The 17,053-nt window shown below is 37.9% G+C and carries 14 protein-coding genes, 5 tRNA genes and 1 pseudogene; 11 read left to right on the top strand and 9 right to left on the bottom strand.

The window, feature by feature from the left end:
• Nucleotides 1-28: 28 nt before the first annotated feature.
• The 4 genes from Q0V26_RS03420 to Q0V26_RS03405 form a co-directional block, all read right to left on the bottom strand.
• Nucleotides 29-871, bottom strand: coding sequence for an AraC family transcriptional regulator (locus tag Q0V26_RS03420; protein WP_080156462.1), 843 nt, complete (start codon nucleotides 869-871; stop codon nucleotides 29-31).
• Between the two features lie 278 nt (nucleotides 872-1,149).
• On the bottom strand, nucleotides 1,150-1,464 hold the full coding sequence (locus tag Q0V26_RS03415; RefSeq protein ID WP_080156461.1) for a PTS fructose-like transporter subunit IIB: 315 nt from the start codon (nucleotides 1,462-1,464) through the stop codon (nucleotides 1,150-1,152).
• 60 nt (nucleotides 1,465-1,524) lie between these two features.
• Nucleotides 1,525-2,583 carry a PTS fructose transporter subunit EIIC gene (locus Q0V26_RS03410; RefSeq protein ID WP_080156460.1) on the bottom strand — a complete coding sequence of 353 codons (1,059 nt, stop codon included), beginning with the start codon at nucleotides 2,581-2,583 and terminating at the stop codon, nucleotides 1,525-1,527.
• 326 nt (nucleotides 2,584-2,909) lie between these two features.
• Complete coding sequence (locus tag Q0V26_RS03405) at nucleotides 2,910-3,689, bottom strand: helix-turn-helix transcriptional regulator (protein ID WP_297476862.1); 780 nt, start codon at nucleotides 3,687-3,689, stop codon at nucleotides 2,910-2,912.
• 395 nt (nucleotides 3,690-4,084) lie between these two features.
• On the opposite strand from Q0V26_RS03405, the gene Q0V26_RS03400 reads away from it, so the two are divergent.
• From Q0V26_RS03400 to Q0V26_RS03390, 3 genes are all read left to right on the top strand, one after another.
• Nucleotides 4,085-4,591: a hypothetical protein gene (locus Q0V26_RS03400; protein ID WP_297476860.1), complete on the top strand. Its 507-nt coding sequence runs from the start codon at nucleotides 4,085-4,087 to the stop codon at nucleotides 4,589-4,591.
• Between the two features lie 80 nt (nucleotides 4,592-4,671).
• Nucleotides 4,672-5,232, top strand: coding sequence for a 3'-5' exonuclease (locus Q0V26_RS03395; RefSeq protein WP_297476858.1), 561 nt, complete (start codon nucleotides 4,672-4,674; stop codon nucleotides 5,230-5,232).
• 224 nt (nucleotides 5,233-5,456) lie between these two features.
• Entirely contained in the window at nucleotides 5,457-6,347 is an 891-nt protein-coding gene (locus Q0V26_RS03390; RefSeq protein WP_297476856.1) for a DMT family transporter, read from the top strand.
• Nucleotides 6,348-6,441: 94 nt separating this feature from the next.
• Here the strand turns inward: Q0V26_RS03390 and Q0V26_RS03385 are convergent, their stop codons facing one another.
• Both Q0V26_RS03385 and Q0V26_RS03380 read right to left on the bottom strand, forming a co-directional pair.
• A complete protein-coding gene (locus Q0V26_RS03385) occupies nucleotides 6,442-7,701 on the bottom strand; it encodes a hypothetical protein (RefSeq protein ID WP_297476885.1) in 1,260 nt (419 codons plus the stop codon).
• A 599-nt stretch (nucleotides 7,702-8,300) separates the two neighbouring features.
• Nucleotides 8,301-9,605: an L-serine ammonia-lyase, iron-sulfur-dependent, subunit alpha gene (locus tag Q0V26_RS03380; RefSeq protein WP_297476854.1), complete on the bottom strand. Its 1,305-nt coding sequence runs from the start codon at nucleotides 9,603-9,605 to the stop codon at nucleotides 8,301-8,303.
• Nucleotides 9,606-10,093: 488 nt separating this feature from the next.
• Here Q0V26_RS03380 and Q0V26_RS03375 point away from each other — a divergent pair, with 488 nt between their 5' ends.
• Nucleotides 10,094-11,452, top strand: coding sequence for an NCS2 family permease (locus Q0V26_RS03375; RefSeq protein ID WP_297476852.1), 1,359 nt, complete (start codon nucleotides 10,094-10,096; stop codon nucleotides 11,450-11,452).
• Nucleotides 11,453-11,906: 454 nt separating this feature from the next.
• Nucleotides 11,907-12,086, top strand: coding sequence for a hypothetical protein (locus tag Q0V26_RS03370; protein ID WP_297476851.1), 180 nt, complete (start codon nucleotides 11,907-11,909; stop codon nucleotides 12,084-12,086).
• A 129-nt stretch (nucleotides 12,087-12,215) separates the two neighbouring features.
• On the opposite strand, the gene Q0V26_RS03365 is transcribed toward Q0V26_RS03370, so the two are convergent.
• Nucleotides 12,216-12,461: a Rho-binding antiterminator gene (locus Q0V26_RS03365; RefSeq protein WP_297476849.1), complete on the bottom strand. Its 246-nt coding sequence runs from the start codon at nucleotides 12,459-12,461 to the stop codon at nucleotides 12,216-12,218.
• Between the two features lie 675 nt (nucleotides 12,462-13,136).
• Between Q0V26_RS03365 and Q0V26_RS03360 the strand changes: the two genes are divergently transcribed.
• From Q0V26_RS03360 to Q0V26_RS03335, 6 genes and pseudogenes are all read left to right on the top strand, one after another.
• A tRNA-Ser gene (locus Q0V26_RS03360) sits at nucleotides 13,137-13,227 on the top strand.
• 47 nt (nucleotides 13,228-13,274) lie between these two features.
• Nucleotides 13,275-13,350 (top strand) — tRNA-Thr (locus tag Q0V26_RS03355).
• Nucleotides 13,351-13,359: 9 nt separating this feature from the next.
• Nucleotides 13,360-13,444, top strand: a tRNA-Tyr gene (locus tag Q0V26_RS03350).
• 19 nt (nucleotides 13,445-13,463) lie between these two features.
• A tRNA-Gly gene (locus Q0V26_RS03345) sits at nucleotides 13,464-13,538 on the top strand.
• 6 nt (nucleotides 13,539-13,544) lie between these two features.
• Nucleotides 13,545-13,620 (top strand) — tRNA-Asn (locus tag Q0V26_RS03340).
• A 237-nt stretch (nucleotides 13,621-13,857) separates the two neighbouring features.
• Nucleotides 13,858-14,105 (top strand): annotated as a pseudogene (locus Q0V26_RS03335) (IS3 family transposase); the annotation flags it as partial.
• A gap of 204 nt (nucleotides 14,106-14,309) precedes the next feature.
• On the opposite strand, the gene norW reads toward Q0V26_RS03335, so the two are convergent.
• Nucleotides 14,310-15,455: an NADH:flavorubredoxin reductase NorW gene (gene norW, locus Q0V26_RS03330; protein WP_297476847.1), complete on the bottom strand. Its 1,146-nt coding sequence runs from the start codon at nucleotides 15,453-15,455 to the stop codon at nucleotides 14,310-14,312.
• A gap of 17 nt (nucleotides 15,456-15,472) precedes the next feature.
• The gene (norV, locus tag Q0V26_RS03325) at nucleotides 15,473-16,993 is read right to left on the bottom strand and encodes an anaerobic nitric oxide reductase flavorubredoxin (protein WP_297476846.1); all 1,521 of its coding nucleotides are present in this window, start codon (nucleotides 16,991-16,993) and stop codon (nucleotides 15,473-15,475) included.
• Nucleotides 16,994-17,053 lie beyond the last annotated feature (60 nt).

Genomic DNA, 17,053 nt, shown 5'->3' with positions numbered 1-17,053 from the left:
TTCACTTGTTTATATTTTATATGTACTTTTAATGGACCCGATATTCTGTTGGTGTCTTGCCTGTTTTACGTTTAAAAACACGACAAAAGTAATTTGAGTCATGATAACCACACCGATTTGCCACCTCTTCTAAACGGAAGTTGTAGCGTTTTAGCATGAATTTAGCCCGTTCTAAACGTACCCAAGCGATATAATCGGCAAATCGCATATGGCCTTCTTGGCGAAATAAGCGCGAGAGGTGATTGGGTGAGATATTAAACCTTTCAGCAACCGTGTTACGGTTAATATTACGGTGAAAATTTTCTTGGACGTAAATACAGATGCCTTTAAATAAATCTTGGCTACGACGGGTACAGTCAGCCGTTGGCATTTCAAGCATGTCTTTGCAGTAACACAGCAAAGCTATTAATAGAAATTTATCAGCAGGTTGTTTTTTCTTTTCATGGGTTAAGCTTGATAAGGCATTGAGAATATGATCGATAGCATGACTACTGCGTTGCGGTACGCTGTATTTTTGCACATCATAAAATCCGTCTTCATTTTCTCGCTTACTGACCAAACTAAAGCCAAGTTGACTCTTGCCAAACAATAAACTTAATACTGAGCACTCGTGTTGCCAATCTGGTTTATTCCATGCATTGGCAGGAATGAATAATGCTTCGCCAACGCCAAGAGTGATATCTGCTACATTTGATTGTTGATTATCAAAGGTATTGGCATAACGGCCTTTAAATACCAGTTCAAGTCGTGGAAAGTTAACTTGATAACTTGATTCTAGCGGTGGTAACGAGTCACCAGCAAACCAAATGTTATTTAAAGATTCAAAATCAGAAATGGCACTATCAAGCAAATCAATAAAAATATTATGCATGTCTTGCGTCTACTTCTTGTTATTCAGTATGGACGTGGACTGATGAGTCACTAAAGGCCACTAAAAAGCACTATATGTATGAATATGAGTATTATCAGTTAGCTGGTGGTTGATTGCGATATAATGCTCTTGAATTTGTTATCTTGATGCCAGTTTATTTTGATGATGAGGCTGTTTTAGCTGTTATATAAAAAGCCACCTTAAATAACGTGATCTAAGGTGGCTTTATTTGAGGGGTAAATCATAAGGCACACATTTAACTGTGCCTTATCGCATGATTAAGCTTGAGCTAAATGCGCTTCAATTTTATCCATGATTTGTGGTGCTTTCTTTACTGCGTCTGCAACACCGACACGGACAATTTTCTTACCTGCGAAACGCTCTTCGTTTTTAATGGCGATATCTTTAGTCAGAATAATAATATCAGCGTCAGCTACTTCACTCATGGTGATTTCGTTTTCGATACCGATAGATCCTTGTGTTTCAACTTTAACATCCCAGCCTTTTGCTTTTGCGGCAACTTCTAGTGCTTCAGCAGCCATGTATGTATGTGCAACACCAGATGGGCAAGATGTGATAGCTAATAGTTTCATGTGAATCTCCAAATTTGTTATTTAATGCGATTAACGCGTTGATAAATGAATGCGATGTTATTAATCAAAACTTAGGTCTAGGTCATCAGATGCAGCAGCTTGTGCTTTATCTTCTTCACGGTCTGCAATTGGCTTTTTAAGGAAGTTAACCATGAGTGCCGTCGTTACAGAGCCCGCAATGATAGCCACGATGTAGAAGATACGACCATCAACAACCGGAAGAACAATCAGGCCACCCCAAGGAGCGTGGTTTAGGACACCGAACAAGAATGCAGTGACGTTACCAACGATACCACCGACAACGATTGACGGGATTACACGTACTGGGTCAGCAGCAGCGAATGGGATTGCACCTTCAGTGATACCGATACAGCCCATGATGCCAGCCGCTTTGCCTGCTTCGCGCTCTTCATCAGAGTAACGCTTAGGTGATAATAGAGTTGCAAGGAACATACCTAGTGGTGGTACACAGATAGCAACACCCACACCACCCATTAACCATGGTTGAGTACCAACTTGTGTTTGAGCAAATAGAGTAGCAACTTTGTTGATTGGACCACCCATATCAAAGGCTGTCATACCACCAAGAATGGCACCTAAGAAAGCTTTAGATGTGCCAGCCATGCCTTGTAGCCAAGTGTTCATGCCTTCCATTGCCATTGCAATCGGAGCACCGATAACCCAGATAACTAGACCTGAAACAATGAACGTACCACCGATAGGAAGAATGAAATAAGTTGAGATGGCTTTTAGTTTGTTAGATAGCGGAATACGCTTTAGTTGTAGTACGACGTAACCTGCAATGAAACCAACAATGATTGCCCCGATGAAACCGGCATTAACTTGGTTTGCAAGGTAAGCGCCAATCATGCCTGGTGCAAGTGCTGGACGGTCAGCGATAGAGTAAGCAATGTAGCCACCTAGCACTGGTACGAATAAAGTGAAACCTGCGATACCCATGTCCCAAAGGCCTTCAAGGAAAACACCTTGAGGTACAGCACCTTTACCACCTAGCATTACTGATAAGGCAAGTAATACACCACCCGCAACAACGAAAGGTAGCATGTGACTAGTACCAGTTAAGAGGTGCCGCTTTAATTGCGATAATTGGTTTTTCATAAGAATAACTCCATTTCGTTATGACGATGTTGGCCACGGATAAGGACAAAAACATAACAGGTTTAAGATGGCGGTAAGCCGTTTTGTTGGAGCTATTATGGGTGGCAGAAGCTATTCTCGATATGGGATAAAGCGCGCATTTACTGGACATTTGTAACCAGCCAAATGAGATGTGATTTAACTCTCAGGTTGAAGGTCAAGATAAGGAGATCTAGCGCACAGAACAGGCGCTGATAGTGTTTATTTTTGATTGCAGTAATAAGAAAAGCGCTTTATGCAGGAAATTATAGGGGAGTTGAGTGCTATAAGCGTTTGATGAAGGTGGATTAATCTAACCGTAATCGATATTGATCTGGCGTGGCACCTGCATATTTCTTAAATAAGGTAATAAAGGGGGAGGCTTGGTGATAGCCTAATGTTAACGCCGTTTCGTTGACTGACATGCCTTGGCGCAGTAAATGTAATGCATAGATAAATTTACGTCGCTGTCGCCATTCAGTAAAACTGATTCCCAATTTATTTTTATAATGACGTGCCAATGTTCGCTCTGTGGTATGTAGCTGTTGCGCCCACTGAGTGAGTGATAAATTATTGGTTGGGTTATGTTCTAACTCAATTAGGATCGGTTGTAATAGTTTATCTTCGCTGGTAGGCAGAAATTGGTCGTGTTCTTTACACAATAGCACCTGATCAAATAATACTGTGATTAAGCGTTTATCTTGCTCGGTTGTTGCAACCATAATCTGACGTTGGCGCAGATCTTCAATAATAGCGGTTATTACATCAGTGACTTCAAGTAAGCATGGGTAAGCCGGAAGTTGATCGGATAACGGCGAGCACACATTCATTGAACAATAATTAAGGCTACGACGAATGTAACTTTTATGTTCAATCATGGCCGGGATCCACAAAGCATAACGAGGCGGTGCTAAAAAACGATTATTGTGAGTACTCAATTCAATAATACCATTAGTAACAAGATGTAGTTGACCCCAGTAATGACTATGGTAGAGGGTACTGGTGTCAGGTTCAAAAACTTCATGAACAAAAAATATATCATCAGGTGGATTATTATTGTCAATAATTGGGTTATAAATAGTCGTCATAATCAGATCTAAACAGTATTACGAATTTAAGAGTATATCAGTCAATAAGTAGAATAGATGCAATGGGTTATATATTCTTTGTATTAGTGATATTGAATTAAAGAAGGTTTTATCGAAAATTTCGACTGCTATATGGCGAAGTTAAACACCAGATATAATTTTTGCGGGAGCATAAACCGTTTGAAAGTAATATTGCTTTAACTTCTATTTGTCTTCGTTGTAATATCATGCAAATTTAATGTGAAGTGATATAGCGTGATGATGAAAGAAACATAAGCAATAGCAGAAGATAAGTTGGTACATTAGTATTTCTATCAGGTGTTAATTGATTTTTAATTGGATGTAGCCATACTCATTTATATTCAAATCTTACATCCACAAAAAAGATAATAATTATGATTAAAAAACGATATATTTATAGCATCATCAGCATTGGATTATGCCTTTCACTCATAGGATGCTATTCAAGCGAACAATCAAAATCCTCTTCATCATCGGTAGTCGCTAATTCACAAAATAACAATCAACGACTACATCTCAATACTGTTATCTTACCAGCAAATATTCAAACGTATCGTCAAGCCATGATCAATTACAGTCAAGTTGGCGGTGTCAATCCTTTTAATAACTCTCCGTTTGTAGTTAAAAAACTACCAAAAACAATAAAGCCAAGCTTACAAAATAATATTCAATTTGTTATTGATTCAGTTATCTCTCCTACATATTTATCTGCGGGAAAAATCACATACTTATCAGTAAAAAACCATATTGCTTATATTGAATTGGAAATGAATAATGATGGGTGGGCTGGAGTCTCTTCTACAGTCGCAGTAATTAACCCTTTAGTGGTTAAAAATTTGCTTCGCGATCCAAATATCCATCAAGTCATATTTCATAAATAATCTAGTGTAGAAGGATGAACCCTGAGTGACAAAATGGTATTATCTGCGCCCGTTTTACCCCGTGACTCTTGGATAACGTAATGAATTTTGATCGTATTGTCTGTTTTGACCTTGAAATGTGCTGCTGGAATGATGGCCATACATCGAGAACTGGTGAAATAATCGAAATTGGAGTAGCGGAGCTGGATTTAAATACGGGCCGTATTGTGCGCCGTGCACAACACTATGTAAAACCTGAACATGATGAAATTTCACCATTCTGTACGGAATTAACAGGGATTAAACCTGAGCTAATTGAAAAAAATGGTAAGCCATTAGCGACTATTTTACGTTCTATTGAACAAAAATTTGGTGGCCGACATAAGATTTATGGTGCTTGGGGTCATGATGATCGTATTTTAAAGAAAGAGTGCGTTGCAAAAGAATTAAAAGAGCCTTTTCGTGAGTATTTAAATTTAGCTACATTATTTAAACTACAACGCCATGTCACTAATAAACGCTTAGGGCAACGTGCTGCAATGGAGATTGCAGGTGTGGCTTGGGAAGGACGTCAACACTCAGGCTATGTTGATGCTTACAATCTTGCGCGATTAGCAGCAACTATGTTCTGTGAAAAAGAGTCATTGCCGAGTGATAAATAATCAGTCGCTAACTCACATATAGTCTTCAATTTAAAACCTTAAGCATATTACTTGTGACAACAGAGTAAGGTGGTTAGGGTTTTATCATTTTCATTAATAAATGTCCGACTAAGCATTTTCTATGTCTGGTTACGAATATATATTTCTCATCGGAAGTGACAAAATAGCGTCGTCCTCTATTTCAATCTCCCTTATTGAAATAACTGTTTTATCTAAGGCTTAAAATGTTCTATTTACTCCCTCTTTTTACGGTTGCGATCTGGGCCGGAAATGCGATTGTTAACAAAATGGCCTTCAGTGTCATCGACCCAGGTGCGATTTCGTTCTATCGGTGGTTTTTTGCTTTAGTGGCGTTAACCCCTTTTTTAGCTAAGTCGGTATGGCGCGAACGAGTCATCATTAAACCGTATTTAGCTAAGTTAGCTTTTTTAGCTTTACTGGGTATGGTACTGAATCAGTCGTTAGGATATTTTGCCGCGGCGACCACGAGTGCGACAAATATTGCATTAATTATTTCGTTAGTCCCATTAGTGAGTATGTTTTTAAGTGTGCCATTACTTGGCCAACGTTTATCTCCTTTTGCGCTTATTGGCGCCGTTTTATCATTAAGTGGGTTAGTCTTGATGCTAAGCCATGGCCATATCAGTAATTTGATCAGTCAGGGGATTAAACAGGGTGACGGCTTAATGCTGTTAGCTGCGGTGGTGTATGCGTTATATTGTGTGTTACTTAAACGCTGGAAAATGCCGATTTCAAGCTGGCATTCGGTGTATGTTCAATGCCTATTTGCGGTGATGATGCTAACACCTTTATTGTTAACCAGTCATCGGATTGCAATTACCGCCGCTGCTGCACCTTTAATTATGTATGCAGCATTATTAGCATCAGTTTTGGCGCCTTGGTTGTGGATGCAAAGTATTGAACGCCTCGGCGCAGATAGAACTGCAATGTTTATGAACTTATTACCTATTATGGCGGCAGGTATTGCGAGTGTGATGTTAGGCGAGCAGTTACATAACTATCATTATATTGGTGGCATTATGGTGTTATCTGGTGTGGCATTGGCACAGAAACGTGCGAAAGCTAAGAAGCAAATTGATGCAGTTACTGCATAAACACATCGACATATACCACGAATGTACAAATAAAAATGCCGCAGTTAATACTGCGGCATTTTTTTGCGTCACGTTTTTATGAGGATGTGACGGCTTAGATAAACACTAATAGCGGTGAGATACAGAGTAAGATACCTGTGATGATAATAAGGTTTGTTGCTGTGCCTTTATATTGATGCAAATGTGGCACTTGATACACTAAATAGGCAGGAATTAAACAACCTACAATGCCGAATATAGGCGAACAAATAGATGTAAATGATAATATAGGTAAGTTTAAAGCCACAGCACCCCACGCAACTAGAATGATAAATACTGTAGTCAAATTATCTACAAGTTTAGTATTGATCTTATTACTTTCAAATTTACGCTCTAAAACGTTCATCGCTAAGCCACGACAAGCTTCTTTGAAGGCAAGAAAAACACCAAAGAATGAAGTCACAACGGCAAAGATATTGATCACGATACCAACAATTGTTGCAGAGCTACCAGGGAAGTAATGTGCAATCATTGCGAGTGCTGAAATGTTTAATTCCATCGCATGTTTAGCTTCTGTTTGGCTAATGGCAAAAGTAAACGATACTGCAAAGAAAAACACGATCACAAATAGAATAGTAAACGCAATTTTCATCGCACGAGTCGCTTTATAACGCGCAACTTCAATTGATTTTTCATGTGACCGGTAAGAAATAACCATTGGGCTCAATGACTGAATAAACAGAATTGATGTAAGGGTAAATGGCAACGTAATAATAGCATTTTTAAGCATTAGTCCCCAATTTTCGACAGGGGTAACATTAGTAAGGCTCCACTGAGGGACTAATAAAATTCCCATTACCGCGACTAATAGTAAGACGGTGACGGCCATAAAACCGGATATTTTAAATAAGAATTTTTCACTTTTAGAACCAATATAACTGAGTAAGCTAATCAGTGCTAAGCCATAAAAGACATTATGATTAAGATGGGTTTTCGTTATACCAAAAGAATGTAAATAAGAGGCGCTATCATTAGTGACCGTCAAAGAATAAACTAATACCCAAATTACTAGCATTAAGAAATATAATATACCTAATGCAATTCCCCAGTTTTTACCCAAATAACCTGAAATGACACCAGGGTAATCGGTACACTTTTTTGATTCAGCCAAAGTATTGATAAAGAGCTTTTGGAATAAATACATGGCTGGATAACCGATCACAGCTGAAAGTAAAAATACCCATAATCCCATAACCCCTACTTGGACAGGTAAAAATACAATACCTGCACCAACGGCCATGCCGATACTCATTACAATCCAACCAATGTCGATATTGTCAAATTTAATTGCTTGTCGCCATTGTTCTTGAGTCATATTGGCACGAACATGCAGAGGCGTATTCGCTATAAAAGGAGAATTATTGACTGTTTGGTTCATATTAATGTCAGCCCTGAATGATTAACCTAAACATAGTGTTTGGCTATTGTTTTTTGGCAGGATCGCCAATTTAGTTCGTGTATTTTTAGCAATATAAAGCAGTTAAACTATAACCAAACAGAAGCAAAAAAGAGTGATCGCTGTTTATGGTTTTTATTTTAAGTTTATGTTTTTTTTTGCGTTTTAGAGCTGTGTATCAAAAATGGTTGCGAAGTATAAAACACACAAAATGTCAGAATGGCAAAATGCAGAATCGTACGATTATTATTGATGTAAGTGATGGTTTTTCTAATAGTGTTCACATTGTTTATGGCTGGATTATTACGCTAATGGCGTGTTTTTTAAATAACTAGATGTGATTACATATAACTAAAAAGAATATTAGTAAGAGGGAAAATACGGTTTTAACTGTTTTTTGCTGAGAATTATCGAAATGAGGTAATATAATCCTCTAGATAAACATAAAAAAGCAAACGAGTTATCTGGCTTTTTCTATAAATCTAGAGGGGTGTGTCGCGAAATTAGAAGATGTATGGTTATTTATTAATCATGATATCAAGGACCTGAATATCTGTGTGAGCCATTGAACCATTCGCTAACGCTGAAAGATTACGAATAGTACTATCAACATCGTTTGCAACAATACCTTCATTTCCTGTAACACTAAAACCATCAAGTGCCATTAATGCAGATTTAATGGCAGAGCCGGCGGATGATGATACTTTCATTGCACAACTGGTTTTTGCTCCATCGCAGATTATGCCAGCGATATCACCAATCATACTATTGATCGCAGCGCTGATTTGCTGAATATTACCACCAAGCAACCATGTCATTCCAGCAACAGCGCCCATTGAAGCAGTTGTTGCACCACATAAGGCAGATAATTTGTTTTGATGGCTTTTAATATAAATCGCCATTAAATGTGACAACATTAATGCACGGATAAGTTGCTCTTCACCCGCTTTAATAAATTCAGCGACAACAACGACAGGCATGGTCGCAGCAATACCTTGATTACCTGAACCTGAATTACTCATTGCAGGTTTCATTGCACCACCCATTCGTGCATCTGAAGCTGCAGCCGTGCGTAATAATACGTCAGTTAATAAGCCCGCAGAAAGCAAACCACGTTCAATATTGCGTTGGAAAGTTGCACCCACTTGTAAGCCATAGTTACCCTCTAAGCCTTCAATCGAAAGTGCATTATTGAGTTGGTAAGCTTGCTCAATAAAACTAATATCTGCCAATGGTGCCTGCGTTGCGAAATCAAAAATATCTTGAGCACATGCATGAGTAAAAGGATTGGTATTAGCTGATTGTTGAGACGCATGGTGAGCATGTTTAGGATCGGCAATATACGTTGTTATTCCGTCTTCTTCAATTGCCAGTATATGAGTGTGGCTATCGGCAATGGTGACACTTGCAGAGCGATCACCACTAAAGACGGTTACTTTGGAATAAAGAATATTACTGACATTGGCAACACTAACTGAAACTAACTTTTTATCGAGCATTGCTTTTGCGATAGCAACATCATCGGCGGTTAGATTTTTAAGTACTTCTAATTGTGCTTGGCTATCACCCGCGATAGCTCCTGTTGCTGCGGCTATTTCTAGCCCGACCATTCCAGTACCAGGTACTGCTACACCCATACCATTTTTCATTAAATTAGCCGATACGAACGCTTCAATTCCGGTAATTTGTTGATGATTAATATTAAGTTTGTTTACGGCAATTGCTGCTGCTAACGCAACGGATACAGGCTCAGTGCAGCCAAGTGCTGGTACAACATCGCGTTTTACAACATCAATAAATGCAGGCCAAAGTGTATGTTTCATTTCAGTCACCTAACGCTCTATATAAAGAGTTAAAAATTACGGATAAAGCAAATTGAAATATCTGCAGAGTCAATAATTAGTTAATGGTATTTTTTTGCTTGTATTGATAAGTATACGTCTAGTTGTAAAGAAAAAAATTGTATAATTATTGCTTATAGCGAGAGGTTTGGGGGATAATTTTCTATTAAGTTGTGGTGTGGTGGGTCTTTATTGTGATAATCACAGGTATAATAGCAATATTTTTCACTTGTACGATAAGAGATTTTTATGGTGGTAGTTAGAGGGTCATTTAATGATGGTAAAAAAGCAGTTTATAGTGGCGGGAAAGGTTACTTTTTAGGTATCATCTATAAGTAAAGATTACGTAAAGGTTGAAGATAATCACTTCAACCTTTTCTTTTTTTGATAACGTAAACGTTTGCGTTGGCGATTGTGATAACTAATGGCCAGTAGTAACGGTTTGAAAACAGAAATTATAGGAAGACATCATGTCTGCTGACAATACATCCAATACCCAAAGCTCATTAACTCACGGTTTAGATCGTTATTTTCAAATATCGGAGCGTGGTAGTAGTGTTAAACAAGAAGTTATTGCAGGGTTAACGACCTTTTTAGCAATGGTATATTCAGTCATTGTTGTGCCAAGCATGTTAGGTGCGGCTGGTTTTAACCAAAGTGCTGTCTTTATTGCAACCTGTTTAGTTGCTGCTTTTGGTTCATTGCTGATGGGATTGTGGGCTCGATTACCAATGGCTATTGGTTGTGCGATATCGCTTACTGCTTTTACAGCCTTCAGTTTAGTGCTTGGGCAAGGGGTGAGCATTCCTGTGGCTCTTGGTGCTGTTTTTTTAATGGGAGTATTATTTACTCTAATTACAGTGACAGGCATTCGTGGCTGGATCATGAGAAATATGCCAACGGGAATTGCACATGGCACCGGTATTGGTATTGGACTATTTTTGTTATTGATTGCAGCTAATGGTGTTGGTCTAGTTATCAAGAATCCACAAGCAGGTTTACCGGTGGCCTTTGGTCATTTTATGTCATTACCTGTGATTATGTCATTGGTAGGGTTAGCTGCAATCTTAGGGCTTGAAAAGCGTCGTGTACCTGGCGGTATTTTATTAGTGATTATTGCTATTTCAGTATTTGGTTTGATTTTTGATCCTAATGTGAAATATCACGGTTTCTTTGCACTGCCTACATTTGGTGGTGAAGGTTCTCTATTAGGTTCTTTGGATATTATGGGGGCGCTAAATCCGGTGATCCTACCGACAGTATTAGCATTAGTAATGACCGCTATTTTTGATGCAACAGGTACGATTCGTGCAGTAGCAGGACAAGCTAACTTATTGACCGAGCGCGGTAATATTATTAGTGGTGGCAAAGCGTTAACTGCCGATTCAGTGAGTAGTATTTTTGCAGGTTTTGTTGGTGGCTCTCCAGCGGCTGTTTATATTGAATCTGCGGCGGGTACTGCAGCTGGCGGTAAAACAGGTTTAACGGCAACGACTGTCGGGTTATTGTTTGTGCTAATGCTATTTTTAGCACCATTAAGTTATTTAGTGCCAGCTTACGCAACCGCGCCTGCATTAATGTATGTTGGTTTATTGATGCTAAGTAATGTGAGCAAACTGGATATGAACGATTCTGTTGATGCTTTATCTGGGTTGTTATGTGCGGTTTTTATTGTGTTAACGGGCAATATTGTTACGGGAATCATGCTTGGCTTTGTGAGCTTAGTTATTGGGCGTGTTGTTTCAGGTGATTTTAAACGTTTAAACATCGGTACCGTAATTATCGCTATCGCATTGGTGGTGTTTTATGCCGGAGGCTGGGCGATTTAATTTAATTCGTTAGTTAACTATTATAAACCCGCGTACTAAACGCGGGTTTTTAATTGAATCAAATAGCTAATTTCCAATTTTTGTTTGTTGTATTGATCAAAAATGAAAACTTGCTTTACACGATCTGTACTTATCATTGTTATTTAGTACATTGATAGATTATCAATGCTGAGTTTAAATAATATCGCATCGTATTTATAATGCAAACTTAAATATATATTATTCAAATTCAATATGTTATTGCTATTTTGTTGCTGGTGACTAAGCATGAAAAGAAACGCTAACGCACTTTAGAAGGGAATTAATGAAGAGTGATTTTCATGCGCTCTATTTGTGTATCTAACGTTGCAATTTACATGGGATGACAATTAATTTAATGATGGTAAATTTAAAAAAGATGAGTTGCCTTAGGGTTTTGTCATTATTTTATTTTTATTAAACGTTGAGGCTAACCATGAAAGTCGTTATTGAAATTTTAGAGTCAGGCACATACCGCGATCAAGCTTGGGAAGGAACTTTCTTATCAACGAAAGGTGAATTACGCGCTGTTACACCGTCTTATGCTGCACAATTGATTGGCCAAGAAAAAGCGACACTTTATCTAGATGATAACGGGAAAATGAAGTTTGCATAATTACCTATATGGTGGAGATAATTAGAAATGGCGTTTCTATTAGATAAAATAGAAACGCCATTTTTATTTTAAGTAATAAACATGAAGACTAAAAGTATTTACAATGTAAATTCATTACTAATCAGGTGGTTATGTGAAATTTATCGTGTCAAAATATGGGGTTGCGATTATTGCTTTCATCGACGAAATATCATCTAATACGACTAATTGTTGCTGGTGATTAATAATTAAGACAATACACTCTTCACGGTTTTTATTATACAACGTATCGTGTGCAATACCGATAAGATGGCTACCGTCATTCAACGTTAGATCAATGTTCAAATGATGCATACATGCTATTTCGATATAGTCATGTTGGTGACAACTTAACATATTGTGATCCTTGTATAATTCATAATGATATAGAGTAATGACATCAAAAATAAGTAAAATAGATTTAAAATGTTATGGATAAAAGTTAGCAACATTTCAAAAAAATTCATTAGACCTGCAATAGATAAATACCTTTAATATCGACTCTGAAAGTAATGCTATAAGCAATAGTAAAGGAGAGATTAAAAAACCTCCTACAATATATAGCATTTGATGGTGCTTATTTTAAATGTGTAAAAATCAATTACCCAATTTTGCTTAAGTTCAGTGATTGGTTTTCCTGTCTGTGCTAAATAAATACTGATGTAATAAGTTAGCACTGGCTAAGGTTTTAAAACTATTTATCATTGGAACGCGTTGTTCACCATATATAGCTTCAGCTTGTATTACAGTGTTAAAGATCGTTACTGCGACAGTGCGTCCAAAGTGCTGCTCTATGTTAGTAAGCTCGGGGGAATATGATTAATTCGTACTGATGCTAAATGATTAACAGAGAGAATAAGGTGTTGGTAAAATAATGTGATTGATAGTTTAAGTTATATCATTAGTAACAATCTGATATTGTACAATTAATGTGTTAGCTTGTGGCTTTTTGCTTAAAAAATAGCTGGTTAGGGATTTTTTGTGTTTTTTTTCTTTACAGGAGAAGGGCTGCGCTATATTATAAGCGCCATTGGAGAGATGGCTGAGCGGTTGAAAGCACTGGTCTTGAAAACCAGCATACGTTTATAGCGTATCTAGGGTTCAAATCCCTATCTCTCCGCCAAATTTAGTTATCAAGTTTCGACTTGATAGTAAAAAAGAAATTAGTGTGCCGACTTAGCTCAGTAGGTAGAGCAACTGACTTGTAATCAGTAGGTCACCAGTTCGACTCCGGTAGTCGGCACCATTAAATTTCGGTGGGATTCCCGAGTGGCCAAAGGGAGCAGATTGTAAATCTGCCGGCACTGCCTTCGAAGGTTCGAATCCTTCTCCCACCACCATAATTTGTAAAGATACATTGCAGGTATCGTATAATGGCTATTACTCCAGCCTTCCAAGCTTGAGATGCGGGTTCGATTCCCGCTACCTGCTCCAAACAATTCCCTCTTAGTTCAGTTGGTAGAACGCCGGACTGTTAATCCGTATGTCACTGGTTCAAGTCCAGTAGAGGGAGCCAAATAGAGAAGCCCGCAAGAAATTGCGGGCTTTTTTACGTCTGGAGAAAATAGCCTGCAAATCGTGTTGTGTCCCAACTGTGATCACCGTTTGTGAATGGAGCATTGATTAAGCACATCATAAAATAGTATTACTGAAATCTAGCTATTATATAAACTAATCTATTTTTTAATAGCATAGTTAATTTGGCATCCAGTTAGAGGTGATATCACCACATCGTGATTTAATAGGTGACACAATGACTAAGAGTATGCCCTAATTTTATCCTTGAGTTTCGATTGGAATCAACACAACTCGTTTTAGAACAAGACTACTCCATAAAAGAAGCTACTGAAGCGATGAATGTCGGTAAATCAACAATGGATAAGTGGGTTTGGCAGCTTAAAGATGAACGTAGCGGGATTACATCTAAAGCATCACCCAACACCAATGACACCTGATCCGCTTAACATTTGTGAATTAGAAAAGAAGATTAAACGGATTGAAGTGGGAAAGAAATACTAAAAAAACAACCGCTATTTTGGTTCAAAACTTCATATTAGTTGATGAATTAAGGCTTATTATCCTGTATCTATTGTAACGATCAATAAGTTTGATAGTTATAAAAATAGAATGGATGATTAACAATAATAAGCAGTATATATCGAGTATAAAAATGGCAAACAACAATAATGCTGCTTGCCATTACATTTATAATGCAGGCGGTAACTGTCTTAATAATGCAAAGACTTGTTTTTGTTTATTATGAGAAGCGATAAATCCAATAAGTGTTTTATCCGCTGTGTGTGCCTTTGCAATATAACCTTCATGATCTCGTTCAACTTGCCAATGGATATCCATAGCGGTTGTGATTCCCGCTAAACTTAATGGCAACCATGGCGTTTTTGCTTTAATTAACATTGGTGGTAGTGATAATGGCGTCGGTGTTCCTGCTAATGTTTTAGCCAGTGCCATCGCTGATAACATGATGGGTTGAATAAACGCACTAATTTTACCATTGATTTCAGCACAATCACCAATAGCGTATACATTATTAGCGGAGGTTTGTAGCATATTATTGACTATAATACCTCGATTAGTACTGATTCCGGCTTGTTTTGCTAAATCAATTCTTGGTGCTAGTCCCATCGCTGCAATAACGATATCTGTATTTATATCCTTTCTACCTTGCTGTGAAATTATCATCTTTTCGCCATCAAAATTAATTTCATTTATGGTAGCGTTTAGCTGAAGATCTATTTCTTTTTGACTTAATATTTGGTACAGCTCTGCGGCAATAAATTCTGGCAGTAAAGCGGGCATCATGGCAGCGGCTTTATCGCACAATGTAATTTGTTTACCAGCGGTAGCTAAATCAATGGCTATTTCAGTACCAATTAAACCCGCACCTAAAATAGTAATATGCTTTGCGGCATTTATTTGTGATTGATTTTGTTGTAATTCAGATAGACTATTTAATGTGATAATATTATTTGTCGCATTACCTGCAAACTTCGGTATAAATGATGTAGCACCAGTGGCAATTATTAACGAAGAATAATGCAATTGTTGCTGATTAAAATATACCCATTGTTGTGCGGTATTAATTTCTTTAATAACCGTTTCTGTTATTAACTTAATATTTTGCTCTGCTGCAAATTCAGCGGCAGTTTGTTTAATAAGATCTGTTGCTTGTTGGCTACGACTAAAGACATGGCTTAGTTCTGGTTTCGAATAATCAGCACCTTGATCCGCGGTTACTAAAGTAATGGCAGTATGTTGATCCAGTTTTCTAAACGATTTCACCCATTGGTAAGCAGCGAAGCCACTACCAATGACAATAATTGGATTTGACATTGTTAGCTCTCATTTATTTAGTTGATTGGCTCAAATACTTCTTTACCAATACCACATTCTGGGCATAGGAAACTATCAGGCACATCTTCCCAAGCAGTACCAGGAGCAACATCTTGATTAGGTTCACCAAGTGCAGGATCGTAAACCCACTGACAAACCGTGCATAACATTTTCTGGCTACCTGCAGCTTGTGCACAACATTTAACTGCCGCCTCTGTTGTTGGCTCTACTTCAACAACACCTACTTGTTCGATTATTTCAGGAACATCAATCGCGACTTGTATTGTTGCAGCTGGCGTTACTTCGGTAGTGAAAGGTGTGTAATGATCATAAGGGCGTTCATTTTGAGCCCATTCTTTAGCGATTTTTTTGCCATGATCACGACATTCTTGTAATGCTTTGCCATCTGGACGCCACTTGGCTTTAAGACCAATAGTCGTGAAGAAACCAGCATCAGTTAAACGCGCATGAATACGATCAACAGCACCACCATTCCAACCGTAACTACCAAAGGCACCTGCTTTTTTATTTTTAAAACGTAAGCCTGTGATTTCTTCTAGTAGGCCAGCAACTTTAGGCATCATGACGTTATTCATTGTTGATGAGCCGACAAGTACCCCTTTAGAACGGAACATATTAGCAAGAATTTCATTTTTATCATGACGAGCAACATTGAAAATACGCACAATGACTTGATCATCTTCTTCGGTGATCCCTTGGGCAATAGCATCAGCCATCATACGGGTGTTATTTGACATAGAATCATAGAAAATAGTGATACGGTTTTCTTGATATTGATTAGCCCATTCAAGATATTTTTCAATAATTTGAGTTGGGTTATCACGCCAAATGACACCGTGTGAAGTGGCAACCATATCAACTGGAAGGTTAAAGCTTAGAACCTCTTTAATCTTATTGGTAACAAGTGGGCTAAATGGCGTCAAAATATTTGAGTAATAACGTAAACACTGATCAAGCAATTCGTTTTGGTCAACTTCGTCATTAAATAAACGCTCATCACAGTAATGTTGACCAAAAGCATCATTACTAAATAGAACTGCATCTTCGGTCATGTAAGTCATCATACTATCAGGCCAGTGCAACATTGGCGTTTCAACAAACACTAATGCTTTACCATTACCAATATCAAGCGTGTCACCCGTTTTTACGGTGTTAAAGTTCCATTCTGGGTGGTGGTGATGACCAACGATTGAGTCAATTGCGTTTTCAGTACAATAGATAGGTGTATTAGGAATACGGCTCATTAATTCACTTAGCGCACCAGCATGATCTTCTTCTGCATGGTTAATAACAATAAAATCAATGTCGTTAAGATCAATTTCTTGTTCTAAATTTTGTAGGAAAGCTAATGTGAATTTGTGATCAACGGTATCGATGAGCACATTCTTGCCTTCACGAATTAGATAACTATTATAGCTCGTACCACGGGTTGTTTTATATTCTGTGCCATGAAAATCACGTACTTCCCAATCACGTTGTCCAACCCAAGTAATATTGTTTTTAACATGAACAGCCATTTTAAAATTCCTCTAACGCTTTAAGTTGTATTTTAGATGCATGTTATGCCTCGAGGAAAT

This window comes from uncultured Photobacterium sp., from assembly GCF_947039875.1.
In the GTDB taxonomy this organism is placed as follows: domain Bacteria; phylum Pseudomonadota; class Gammaproteobacteria; order Enterobacterales; family Vibrionaceae; genus Photobacterium.
Note: the sequence above shows the minus strand (reverse complement) of the source record. Positions and strands in the feature narration are given on the sequence as shown.